Genomic DNA, 12,420 nt, shown 5'->3' on the forward strand with positions numbered 1-12,420 from the left:
GCCATTCAACCGGGCACGGTGCGCGACCCTTTCGCGCATCGCGACGGGGTCGCCCTGCCCACCCGGGCAACGAACGACTCCCTCATGACCTCACGTCCGGCCGCGCGCCGAGGCGCCCTCACGGCGCACCCTGCGTAGGTGATCTCCGAGGTCGACTCCGCCCTCACCGCGCTGGTACGTCGGGAAGTACTCGACCGCGCCCAGGTCTCGGTCGTCCTCGACGCGCCCACCAAGGACTGGGCCGCGCGGCGCAGTGGGCCGACCGTCAACGTCTTCCTGTACGACATCCGCGAGGATCTGCGACGCCGGGGCAGCGGGATGTCCGCACTCTTCGACGAGAATGGCAGGCAGACCGGGCGCCGCAAGCCGCCTCGGATCTTCCGGCTCTCCTACCTCGTCACCGCCTGGACCCAGCGCCCCGAAGACGAGCACCGGCTGCTCGCCGCCGTTCTCGGCTGCCTCCTCGGACACGAGCGGCTGCCCGCGGACCTGTTGCCCGAGGACGCGCCAGCGGTCACCCTGACAGTGGGCCTGCCGCCCGAGGAGGACCGCTCCTTCGCCGACGTGTGGACCGCACTCGGCGGCGAACTCCGTCCGTCCCTCGACCTGGTGGTCGCTGTACCCATGTGGGCGGGCCCGCCGCAGCCGACCGACCCGCTCGTCCTCGAACCCCTGCACGCCGACGTCGGCTCTCTCGCCGACCCGGCCACGACCGAGCACGTCGAAGGCGCACGGCGAGGCTAGCCATGAACCGGCGGCCACGACACCCCCGGCCATGACACCGGCGGCCACGACACCGCCAGGCACCAGTGCCCCATAGGGGCAGGCAGGAGCAGGTGATGGTGTACGACCGCGACCAGCGACCGCGAGACCCCGCCGCGACCAGACGACACCACCACGACGACGGCGCCCACGAGGAGCCGCCCGCGCACCACGACGTCATCGCCCTGCAGCGGCTCGCGGGCAACGCCGCCGTGAGCCGGATGTTCGACGGCGAGGAGGAGTCCTCCGTACCGAACGTCGTGTCGTCGGGCGGCCGACCGCTTCCGACCGACACCCGCGCGGAGATGGAGGCGCGGCTCGGGGCGGACTTCTCCGACGTACGCATCCACACCGACGCGGCGGCCGATGAGTCGGCGCGTTCCATGCAGGCACACGCCTACACGGCCGGTTCGCACATCGCCTTTCGGGACGGGGCGTTCTCCCCCACCTCCGACGCGGGCCGGACCACCCTCGCGCACGAGCTCACCCATGTCATGCAGCAGCGCTCCGGTCCCGTGGCCGGATCCCCCATCGGCGGCGGCATCTCCGTGAGCGACCCGGACGACCGCTTCGAGCGCCAGGCCGCGGCCACCGCCGAGCAGGCGATGCAGCGGCAGCTCACCGGCGACTCCCCGCAGTCACCCGATCAGTCGGAACCGGTGCTGGAGGAAGAGGTCACCCCGTCGCTTGCACAACGGACGGTCCAGCGCTCCCACGAGATTGTCGCCCAGCGAGATGCCGACGACGACACGTTCGATCACGATGCTGACCCCCTTGCCCATCCTCCGGTGATCAAACCCGCTGACGACTCCATAGGTGAACTCATTTTCGAGTTGCGCGCGCAGGAGGACCAGGAGGCCCCGACGCCACTGTCCAGGCCTACGACCTCACTCGACACGAGTGCTGAAAACCTGAGACAGGTGTCGACGTTCTCCCAGAGCGTGCTCGTCCAGTACGGATCGAAATCTGGAGAGCCAGACGACGCCGCGAAGAGCGGCTTGCTGGACTCACTCAAGCAGAGCTTGAAGGACTTCGCCTACGGCGGCGAGACAACCCGCAGCATCGCGAAAACTGCATCCGCGAACCAACGATCTGTAGATAACGCAACCGTACTGGCGTCCCTCGTGCGGAGCAGTTTCCTCAACTGGATCGGGATGGTTGATCAAAGCAACTCGGCATGGGGATTGACCAAGGTTCAGGCAAAGGAATGTCAGATTGACATCAGCCCTGGAGAGTTGGGCACGGACGACCCCAGACGCCTGATCGGTTTGGGTGGCGCTCCAGTACCCGAAGGACCCGACCGCATCGACGTCAATCAGGTCCAGCAGAGCGCTCACCAGGTCGCCGCCGACGTCAGGCAGACGGGGACGCGGCAGGCGATCGACAACACAAGCTTCCAGATGGCCACACGTAATCATCTGGAGAAGTCAACGAATGCGCGGATAGCCCAGCGCAACGCATCCCAGATCCTCTTCGAGGGAGCTTCTGCCGCCAACGCGGGAATGCTCAAGGCAGAGGACGAACACAAAGCCGACTGGCAGGCGTACAGGCTCGCTCTCGACAGTGTTCTCACCGCAGTTGAGATCGGCGGAAATATAGCCGAGCCGCTGAGCGAGAAAGCGGCGCCAGATACCAGCCTGACCGACTGGGGCGTCGATGCCATGAGATTCGCCATGGACGAGAAGCTGGCCTCCATCGAACGAACTCTAGCAAAACTGAAAGAATGTCAGGCAAACCGGCAAGCAGTGATCAGCGACCAGCAGGCGATCGCCACCGTCGAGGCCTATCAGCTCGCCCTCAAGTCAGAACGCGAGGCGCTCATCACGCTTGACGAAGAGGGCCAGAAGATGATGTCGGCCCTGAAGGAGTTCGGTGGTGTCCTCGACCAGAGCGTTGAGGACAAGGGGCTGATGCCAAAAGGCTTCTCAACGAACGAGGCCGACTTGGCCCTGCTCGGCCGTATCCGGCAAAGCCTCGCGACGACGGAGCTCGCGGCGAGGACGTCGCCTGCTCAGTTCATCGACGAGCTACAGGCGAACCTGGCTCCACTGGCCGACATGAGCGACGGTCCGTGGCCCGCCCTCTTCAGTAGCGAGAGCGCGAGATACGGACAGATCTCGACTGTCGTCAACGAAGCGCAACGACTGCTGCAGAACCGCAAGATCCACCTCGACGCCCTCCACGTGGCCTTCCTGTCCGGGATGAAGGGCGCCGGAGACGTCGGGAAGCCTTATTAATACCGCGCTGGGGCAGCCGATCGGGCTGCCCGTTGGTGCACGGCCGGCTTCCCTCCGCCGCGTCCACTTGGCCGTTTTGCCGGGGTGGGGTCGCGGCGCACGCTGCATGCATCGCAGAGTCGACCTGACCCAAGGAGCTGGCATGCCGACGTATCTGTCCCCGGGTGTGTACGTCGAGGAGGTCGAGGCCGGGTCCCGGCCCATCGAGGGCGTGGGCACCGCCGTGGCCGCGTTCGTCGGCTTCGCGGCGAAGGGGCCGGTGAACACCCCGACGCTCGTGACGAACTGGACGCAGTACACCCAGACGTTCGGTGAGTTCGTCGAGGGGTCCTACCTCGCACACGCGGTCTATGGCTACATGCAGAACGGCGGAAGCGCCTGCTACGTCGTCCGCGTCGGCGCGGGTGGTACGAGCACCGAGAACGGGGCGAGCCCCGACGGCAGGGCCCGCCAGGCGACGCAGAAGCAGGTGACCGGTCCTCCGCAGGCCCAGCTCGGCGGGTACCGCGTCGTGGCGATCGGCAAGGGCAACTCAGGCGCCGACATCACCGTGGAGGTCGCGGACACCGCGACGCCCGAGCCGCCCGCCAACGCGGTGAAGCTGATCGTCTCCTCCGGCGGCAAGGCCGTGGAGGAGTACGACCCGGTCGTGTTCGACGCGAACGGCGACAAGGCCGCGAACGTCATGACCGTCGTCAACGCGAAGTCCAAGCTCATCCGGATCGAGGACGGCGCCGCCTCGGCGGGGACGGTCGCGAAGCTGGAGAAGGGCAGCCTTCCGCTGCTCACGCCCGCGCCGGCGTCGCCCGCGGAGGCGGGTGAGGTCAGCGCGGACGACTACGTGGGGGACGCCGCCCAACGCACCGGCTTCTCCGCCCTGGAGGCCATCGACGAGGTCACGATGGTCGCCGTACCCGACCTGATGAGCGCCTACCAGCACGGTGCGATCGACCTGGAGACGGTGCACGCCGTCCAGCAGGCCGTGATCACCCACTGTGAGCTGATGGGCGACCGGATGGCGGTCCTCGACACACCTCCCGGCCTGAACGCGCAGCAGGTGAAGGAGTGGCGGGTCTCCGGCGCCGGCTACGACTCGAGGTACGCGGCGCTGTACTGGCCCTGGCCGAAGGTCTTCGACCCCGCCACCGGCCGCAACATCCTGGTCCCGCCCGCCGGCCACGTGGCCGGTGTCTGGGCCCGGACCGACGAGCTTCGCGGCGTTCACAAGGCGCCCGCCAACGAGGTGTTGCGCGGCGCGATCGCCCTGGAGACCTCGATCACCAAGGCCGAGCACGACCTGCTGAACCCGGTCGGCATCAACTGCATCCGCACGTTCCCCGGACGCGGCATCCGGGTCTGGGGCGCGCGCACGCTGTCGTCCGACCCGGCCTGGCGCTACATCAACGTCCGCCGGCTCTTCAACTACCTCGAGGAGTCGATCGTCGGTGGCACGCAGTGGGTCGTCTTCGAACCGAACGACGACGCCCTGTGGGCCCGCATCCGCCGCACCATCGGCGCCTTCCTCGTCAACGAATGGCGTAAGGGCGCGCTGTTCGGGCTCACCCCGGACGAGGCGTTCTTCGTCAAGTGCGACCGGGAGACCAACCCGGCCGAGGCGATCGACGCGGGCCAGGTGACCTGCCAGATCGGCGTCGCACCGGTGAAGCCGGCGGAGTTCGTCATCTTCCAGCTCTCGCAGCTGTCCAGCGGGACCAGCACGGTCAGCGAGTAGCCAGACCGGTCAGCGCACGACCAGACCGGTCGGCGCGCAAGCAGACCGGACCAACGTCACGACCTTTGGAAAGGTGGTAAGACCCGATGCCACTCGCCGACCCCATGGACATGGCGACCGCCTACTCGTTCAGCGTCAAGATCGACGGTGTCGAGGTGCCGTACGTCATCGAGGTGTCCGGCCTCAAGAGCGAGGTCGACATGGTGACCTACCAGGAGCAGACCCACGACGGGAAGTACGTCGCCCGCCAGGTGATGGGTCGGCCCAAGCCCGGACAGTTCACCGTCACCCGGGGCCTCACCGACTCCAAGACCGTCACCGACTGGCTGAAGGCCGTCATGCAGGGCGACCTCAAGGGTTCCCGCAAGACCGCCGAGGTGGTCGTCTACACCTCCGACAACCAGCCGGTGAAGCGGCTCAACTTCCGCAACTGCTGGATCAAGGACGTCGAGGTCGGCTCCTCCCTGAAGGCAGGCTCGACCGAACCGCTCACCGAGAAGTTCACCGTGGCGTGGGACGAGATGGAGTACGCCTGATGCGTCGGACGATCCCCGGCGTGGTCCTGGCGGAGGAGGCTCCTCCGCCAGGGCAGTCCGCACCGGACGCTCCACCGCCGGTCGCCGCGCAACCGGTGCTGCGCACGGAGTTCGACTTCGAACTGCCGCGTGGGTACGTCGACGGCGACGGGGTCGTGCACCGCTCCGGGACCATGCGCCTCGCGACTGCCCGGGACGAACTCCTGCCGCTCTACGACGCCCGGGTCCAGGAGAACGCTGCGTTCACCACGGTCGTCCTGCTCGCGCGCGTCGTGACCCGACTGGGCTCGCTGACGCGGATCGACTCCCAGGTCATTGAGAACATGTTCGCCTCCGACGTGGCGTTCCTGCAGGACCTGTACCGCCGCGTCAACGCCGAGGGCCACACCCGCGCCGGTGTGACGTGCCCGTCGTGCGGTCACGGGTTCGCCGTCGACATCGCGGGTGGGCGCCTGGGGGAATCGTGACGTACGCGACCCACCGCCTGCACGAGGAGGTCGCGTACGTCGCCTACCACTTCCACTGGGCCTTCGACGACATCCTGGACCTCGAACACCCGCTGCGGCAGCGCTACGTCGCGGAGATCGCCCGCATCAACCAGCGGATGAGTGAAGGCGGGTAGCCGAATGCCAGCGATGCCAGGGTGGGTGGGCAGTCTGACGGACCGCTTCCGACGCGGCGGCGAACCGTCGCCGACTGTCGGCAGCGCCACCGCGACGGGGACGCCGGACCGCGCGCCGTCGGCTGACGGAGGTGCCGCGAACGTCCCCCACACCGACGCGGGCTTCCTCGCGCTTCCCCCACTCGGATCGGCGACCGGGCCGATCGCCCACACCATCCAGCGGGACGGCGCCGCGTGGATGAGTACCTGGCGGCAGCCCACCTTCATGACCGGCGTCGACCATCTCGTCGACCCGGACGCCCCGTCCGGCGTCGTCGCGGACCTCGTTCGTCCGGGACAACCCCGAACCCGCCCGGCCGCCCAGGACCTCACGCTGGCTCCCCTCGATCCGGACCCGGCCGAAGCAGAGGTCACCGGCGACCCGACGGACTCGGTGACGCAGCAGCCTCCGACCCGTTCGACGGCGACCGGTAGCCGAGCCACCGGTAGCCGGGCCACCGGTGGCGGCGCCGGCGCGGGCACGCGCCTGGGTACGGCGTTGCGATCAACGGTCCAGCGGCTCTTCGGCGGATCCGCTCCGGCGTCGCGCGACGTACCGACGTCTCCTCCTGCCGAGCGGCCCGAGCTGGTGCTGCGACAGCCGGCGAGGCCCGCCGGAGAAGACCGCGCCCCCTCAGGCACAGGCTCGGTACCGGCGCATGCAGCACCGGCGCATGCAGCACCGGCGCATGCAGCACCGGCGATCACGGCACCGATGCGCACAGCGCCAGTGGTGACAGCACCGGCGGGCACAGCACCAGTGGGCGTGGGCACAGCACCGGCGGGCACAGCACCAGCGGGCATCACCGCCCCCGTTCGAGTTCAGCGCTCGACCGCGGCGAGCGGACCCGAGCCGACCGCCGACACGGCCGTGGCGGCGGGTTCCGTGCCGGTGCCGCTGGACGAACCGACGGTGGTGCGGCCGGCCGGTCCCCCCGTGCCGCTCGCCGGCCTGCGCACCCTGCCACTGGCCGTCGGCCCCGTTCCGACGGCACCGATGACGCGGAGCGACCCGCCATGGTTGGCGCCGGAACGCGTTCTTCGGCCGGTGAATGACCCCACGACAGCGCTTGCGGTGCGGGTCCAACGCGCTCCCGAGAGTCCCGTCGAGACCGCTGCTTCGGAGTCCGGCCGGGCAACGGCGCACGGCCCCGAACCCACGTCGGCTCCGGCCCCGACTGTTCCCTCAGCGGACGCACCGGCCGCGGACGCCACGCCTACGGACGCCACGACCACTGATGCCACGACGGGCAGCCCGGTTGGGCCGTTGTCCGGCGTACCGCGGGTGACGTCCACCGTCGAGGCGTCCCCGCCCGTTCGGCCCACCACCCGTCAGGTGCAGCGGGTGACCGCGGACCCGCCCGTGCGGTCCGCCCGCCCCACCCCGACTCGGTCGCCGGACGGCAGCGGTGAACAGGGACCGGTGGCACCCTCGTCGTCCGCGACACCGGAGCCACCTCCGGCCGCGCAAGCCACGCCAGCGTCTCCACCCCGGACGCGTCGCCTGGGCCTCGGCGCACCCTTGGCGAGCGGCGACCTCCCCGTCCATCTGCAGCGTGCCGTCGGGGCACCGGGCGGCGGGACACCGGGCAGCGGGGCCGGTACGGAGTCCGTTGGGCCGTCCGCCGCGACAGCGGAGACGCCGCCCGCGCCGATGTACCGGTCGGCGCGTTCCCTCGCTCGCGACGAGTCGGCGGACCGCCCGGCCGAGCTTCGTCAAGTAACTATTGACAGCACGGATGCGAGCGCCTCACCAGCGGAGCCGCCTCGGGAGGAGCGGGCGCCTCTGCCCGCTTCCGACAGCGCGGAGCAGACCTCGCCCATCCTCGGGGCGGGTCCCTCGCTCACGGTCGACCCGTCGCTCACGGCGAGCCCTTCGCTCACGGCCGGGCAGCCGGTAGACGCTCCGGCGCCGACCACGCCCGGCGAACCGCTCGCGGTCCAGACGATCCCGCTCGCGGCTGCCCCCACCGGCGCCGCGCCCAGGACTTCCACCCACGCCGGCACTCCCACCACCGCGACTGGCGCGGGTGTGGTCAGCGGCCCGGTCGGCGGGACCGGCAACCCGCGGAACACCACCGCCGGCAGTGCGCCGGCCGACTCGACCGACGACGGGAGTGCGACTGCTCGTACGACCGAGAGCGCGTCCGAGACCGCGATCGGGAACGCGACCGACCGGACGGCCGAGACGTCCCACCTCGACGTCGTCGTGGCGAGGACGCCCGATTCTCCGTACCACGGCGCACTCGACGCACCGCTCCGGACCGCAGCAGGGCACGTGTCCGAGCCGGACGACGGGCCCGCATCCGCGACAGCCCCGGTCCAGCCGACGCATGCTGACCCTGACCACGGGCGCGGTCCCGTCTCCGCGCCGGTGCCGCCGGCGTCGGCGACGACGGCTCCGGTCGCCACCGCACCTCCGGTCGCCCCCGCACCTCCGGTCCGCACCGCCCGCCCGGTGCTGGCCCAGCGGCTCCTGTCCGGACAGCTTCCGGGGACCAGCCCCTTCGATCCGGTCGCGCCCGGCCCCGACACCGTGGTGCCGGCACGGCTCTCCTCCACCGCGCGTCGTCCAGCCGGGTCAAACGCCACGGCGACAGGGCCCACGGCCACCTTCACACCCGGCGCGGCGGGCGCCACGGCGAAAGGCCCCACCGGCTCGATGGCAACCCTCGGTACTGCCGCCGGCGCCACTCCGTCGCCCTTCTCGGGCGCGTACGCCGAACCTGGGCGATCGACCGACATGGCGCCCTCGTGGCAACGAGATCTCACGCCGGCCCAGCGGTCTCGCCAGGCCGACATCGCACCGACCGACACCCTCACGATCTCCCGGATCGCCTACCCGGCCTCGTCCCGACGGTTCGCACCGAGGGGTTCGATGTCGAGCGCGGCGACCCCCGCCGGCTCGATCGCCAGCGCGGCGAATCCCATGGGCGCGATGCCGGGCGGCGGGATGCCGGGCACCTCGCCGGCCGACATCGCGATGGTTCTCCCCAGGGCGCCGGCCGACCCTCGACCGGACGCCACCACGACCGCGCTGTCCGCTTCGGCCTACTCCGAGGGCGCCGCCACCAGCGACGCAGCCACGCCTCCCACGGACACCGCCACCACAACGGCCGCGACACCAACGACTACGGCGACGACGACGGCAGCGATGTCGACGGGAGCCGACGCCCTCACCGGTGGTGCGACCGACCTGACGGGAGCGGCCAGCGGCGGGATCGACTCCGCCGCGATCGACGTCCTCGCGCACCGCGTCTATCCCGCGATTGCCCGCCGGATCCGGGCCGAACTGCGACTGGACCGGGAGCGGCTGGGCGGGCTGGCGGACCGGTCCCGATGACCACGGCGGCCGGACACCCACACCGGCGGGTTCCCACGAACCACGAGGAGCAGAGGACATGAGGGAGGAGGCCCGATGACGGCGGAACAGATCCCGGCGTTCGGCGTGCGCTTCAAGGTGCAGATCGACGACGTCGAACTCGGCCTCTTCACGAGTTGTGAAGGGCTTGGTTGCCAGGTCGTCCTCGAACAGCGGCAGGAGGGCGGAAACAACGGCTACGTGTGGCAGCTCCCCTCGCGGATCACGTACTCGACGGTGAAGCTGACCCGCCCGCTCACGAAGGACACCGAGAAGGTGGCGCGGTGGATCGCCGGGCTGGCGAACGGAGTTCGCCGCACCACGGCACAGATCACCGCGATGACCACCGACGGTACGACGGTCGCGCGCTGGGGTCTGCTCGACGTCGTGCCGGTCCGATGGAACGGCCCGAACGTCACCTCCGGAGCGGCGGGTGTCCTGACCGAGACCATCGAGATCGCCCACCACGGCTTTCTCGACACGGCCCGGTCCTAGCGCGGCCACCTCCGCGGAGAAGGGAGAGGCGAATGGCGGGAAGCTCGATCGCGATGACGTCGGCCGGAGGGTCGGCCGGCGGTGCTCCGGCGAGCCTGGCCAAGGCGTACCTCTCTGTCCACGAGCCGCTGCCGGGTTCCGGCGCGGGCGCGAAGCCCGGGCCGGAGACCGGCCAGATCGCGTTCCAGTTCAACCCGAACGAACTGACCCTCGCCAAGTCGGCCCGTTGGAAGACCGAACCGGCGCGTGGCGCGAAGAAGGCCAGCCCACCGGAGTTCCAGGGCGCCGAACCGAGCCAGCTCGCCCTGGAGATGTTCTTCGACGCCACCGCGACGATGGACGACAGCGTGGTGAAGGCGGTCGAGAAACTCTTCGCCTGTTGCGTACCGACCGACACGAGCCTCGGCAAGAACAAGCCCGTTCCCCCGTTGGTGGTGTTCCACTGGGGCGCTCTGACGAGCTTCCCCGGATTCCTCACCCAGGTGTCAGCGAAGTACTCGCTGTTCACCCCCGACGGGACGCCGGTCCGCGCGACGTGCTCGGTGAAACTGCAGGAGATGCCCGCGGAGACGGCTCGCCAGAACCCGACCTCCGGCGGTCTGCGCCCGCACCGGGTGCACACGGTGCTGGCGGGCGAGAGTCTCGCGACGGTCGCCTACCGCGAGTACTCCGACCCGAACCTGTGGCGTGCGCTCGCCGAGTCCAACGAGATCGACGACCCGTTCCGGCTCCCGCCCGGAACCACCTTGCTCCTTCCCTCCGCCGACGAACTCGCGGCGCGGGACGGACAGGCACGGACGTACTGAGCGAGGAGACGAGATGACCCAGACGCATTTCACGAGCACTCTTCGAGTCACCGTCGACGGCCAGGCGCTTTCCGACGACATCCTGGTGCTTCTCACCGAGGCGTTCGTCGACTCCAACCGCCGGCTGCCGGACATGTTCGTGCTGCGCTTCCGGGATCCGGATCGACTGGTCCTGTCGCGCGGTCGCATCGAGATCGGCGCGGCCATCCAACTCACCGTCGTCGCGGCCGAGGAGAGCCGGCCCGTGCAGCTGCTGAGCGGTGAGGTGACCGCGCTCGAGGCCGAGGTGGACGGTGGCGGCGTCTACACGACCGTGCGCGGGTACGACCTCTCCCATCGCCTCATGAACGGCAGCAGCACGTCGAGCTACCTCAACGTGACGTACTCCGACATCGTCCGCAAGGTCGCTACCGAGGCGGGCATCAGCGTCGGGACGATCAGTTCCACCACGGTCGTCCACGAGTTCGTCGCCCGGACCAACACCTCCTCCTGGGACTTCCTCCTCTCACTCGCCGACGAGATCGGCTATGACGTGTACGTCGAGGAAGGAAAGATCCACTTCGTCGAGCCCACGCCGAAGCCGGGGGCACCGAGCGGACCCGGTCGGCAACCCCACGTTCTGCGACCCGGGGCGGACCTGCTCCGGCTACGTGCGGCCGTCACGGGTAGCGGGCAGGTGTCCTCGGTCCAGGTCCGGAGCTGGGACGAAGACCAGCAGAGAGCGATGATCGGCACCGCGTCGGCGCCGACCACCGGCCCCAACTCGACCACGACGCCGGCGATCCTGGCGGAGCGGCTCGTGGCGAGCACATTGGTCGTGACCCACCAGGCCGACACGAACCAGTCGGTGCTGGACGCCACGGCACAGGCGATCGCCGCCACGATCGGGGGAACGAGCGCCGAACTCGAGGGCGTGGCGCGCGGCAACCCGACCCTGCGGGCCGGGTCGACCGTCGCGATCGAGAACCTCGGCGCACCCTTCGACGGCACCTACGTCCTCACCCGGGCCCGCCACGTCCTGGACGCGACGAGCGGGTACACGACGGAGGTCGCGGTGACGGGCCGGCAGGAGCGCTCGATGCTCGGCCTCACCGGTGGGACGGGAGGCCACGCCACGTCCCTGACGTCCGGCGTCTTCCCCGCGGTGGTCACCAACGTCGCGGACCCCGAGGGGCTCGGTCAGGTGCGCGTGAAGTTCCCCTGGCTGGCTGACACCTTCGAGACCGACTGGGCCAGGGTGGCCCAACCCGGCGCCGGTAGGGGCTATGGGGCGCTCGTGTTGCCGGAGGTGGGCGACGAGGTGGTGGTGGCCTTCGACCGCGGAAGCCCCGAGAGGCCGATCGTGCTGGGTGGCCTCTACAGCCCCAACCGGCCACCGGGACGCGGTGACGTCCCGAACATCGACCAGGCCTCCGGCAAGGTCGGTCGCCGAACCCTCATGACACCTTCCGGCAGTCGGCTCGACATCGTCGACTCCCCGCAGAAGCCGGGGATCTGGCTGAGGACCGGCGACGGAAAGTGCGAACTCGGCATGGCCGGTAAGCCCACCGCCGTCACGCTGCGAAGCGACGGCACCGTCACGGTCAGCGCCAAGAACGGCATCACCATCGACGCGGGCAACGGCGACGTCACGGTCACGGGCTCGAAGATCGATCTGCGCGCCAAGACCGGCCTGACACTCAACGCGGGTGGTGGCGACGTTCAGGTCAAGGGCACGAACCTCGACCTGGCCGGCAACGTGGCGGCCAAGCTCACCGGTGTGTCCGTCTCCGTCACGGGCCAGGGTTCGGCCGAACTCAAGGCTCCGATGGTCAGGATCAACTAGCCGGC

10 protein-coding genes are annotated in these 12,420 nt (G+C 69.9%); all 10 read left to right on the top strand.

The window, feature by feature from the left end; translation table 11 throughout:
• Positions 1–138: 138 nt before the first annotated feature.
• The 10 genes from HEB94_RS41170 to HEB94_RS41215 all read left to right on the top strand — a co-directional run bounded on the left by HEB94_RS41170 (position 139) and on the right by HEB94_RS41215 (position 12,415).
• Complete coding sequence (locus HEB94_RS41170) at positions 139–744, top strand: Pvc16 family protein (RefSeq protein ID WP_192754853.1); 606 nt, start codon at positions 139–141, stop codon at positions 742–744.
• 95 nt (positions 745–839) lie between these two features.
• The gene (locus HEB94_RS41175) at positions 840–2,999 is read left to right on the top strand and encodes an eCIS core domain-containing protein (protein ID WP_202896819.1); all 2,160 of its coding nucleotides are present in this window, start codon (positions 840–842) and stop codon (positions 2,997–2,999) included.
• Positions 3,000–3,141: 142 nt separating this feature from the next.
• Positions 3,142–4,731 carry a phage tail sheath family protein gene (locus HEB94_RS41180; RefSeq protein WP_192754854.1) on the top strand — a complete coding sequence of 530 codons (1,590 nt, stop codon included), beginning with the start codon at positions 3,142–3,144 and terminating at the stop codon, positions 4,729–4,731.
• Positions 4,732–4,817: 86 nt separating this feature from the next.
• The gene (locus HEB94_RS41185; RefSeq protein ID WP_192754855.1) at positions 4,818–5,267 is read left to right on the top strand and encodes a phage tail protein; all 450 of its coding nucleotides are present in this window, start codon (positions 4,818–4,820) and stop codon (positions 5,265–5,267) included.
• Positions 5,267–5,734: a hypothetical protein gene (locus tag HEB94_RS41190; RefSeq protein WP_192754856.1), complete on the top strand. Its 468-nt coding sequence runs from the start codon at positions 5,267–5,269 to the stop codon at positions 5,732–5,734. Before HEB94_RS41185 ends, HEB94_RS41190 begins: the two co-directional genes overlap by 1 nt.
• Positions 5,731–5,889 carry a DUF6760 family protein gene (locus tag HEB94_RS41195; RefSeq protein WP_192754857.1) on the top strand — a complete coding sequence of 53 codons (159 nt, stop codon included), beginning with the start codon at positions 5,731–5,733 and terminating at the stop codon, positions 5,887–5,889. The genes HEB94_RS41190 and HEB94_RS41195 overlap by 4 nt, the downstream gene beginning before the upstream one ends.
• 25 nt (positions 5,890–5,914) lie before the next feature.
• Entirely contained in the window at positions 5,915–9,271 is a 3,357-nt protein-coding gene (locus HEB94_RS41200; RefSeq protein WP_192754858.1) for a hypothetical protein, read from the top strand.
• Positions 9,272–9,346: 75 nt separating this feature from the next.
• The gene (locus HEB94_RS41205; RefSeq protein WP_192754859.1) at positions 9,347–9,784 is read left to right on the top strand and encodes a phage tail protein; all 438 of its coding nucleotides are present in this window, start codon (positions 9,347–9,349) and stop codon (positions 9,782–9,784) included.
• 32 nt (positions 9,785–9,816) lie between these two features.
• Positions 9,817–10,590, top strand: coding sequence for a CIS tube protein (locus HEB94_RS41210; protein ID WP_192754860.1), 774 nt, complete (start codon positions 9,817–9,819; stop codon positions 10,588–10,590).
• A 13-nt stretch (positions 10,591–10,603) separates the two neighbouring features.
• Positions 10,604–12,415, top strand: a complete 1,812-nt coding sequence (locus tag HEB94_RS41215) for a VgrG-related protein (RefSeq protein WP_192754861.1) — start codon at positions 10,604–10,606, stop codon at positions 12,413–12,415.
• The last annotated feature ends 5 nt before the right edge of the window (positions 12,416–12,420 follow it).

Source organism: Actinopolymorpha pittospori, assembly GCF_014873875.1.
Classification (GTDB): Bacteria; Actinomycetota; Actinomycetes; order Propionibacteriales; family Actinopolymorphaceae; genus Actinopolymorpha; species Actinopolymorpha pittospori.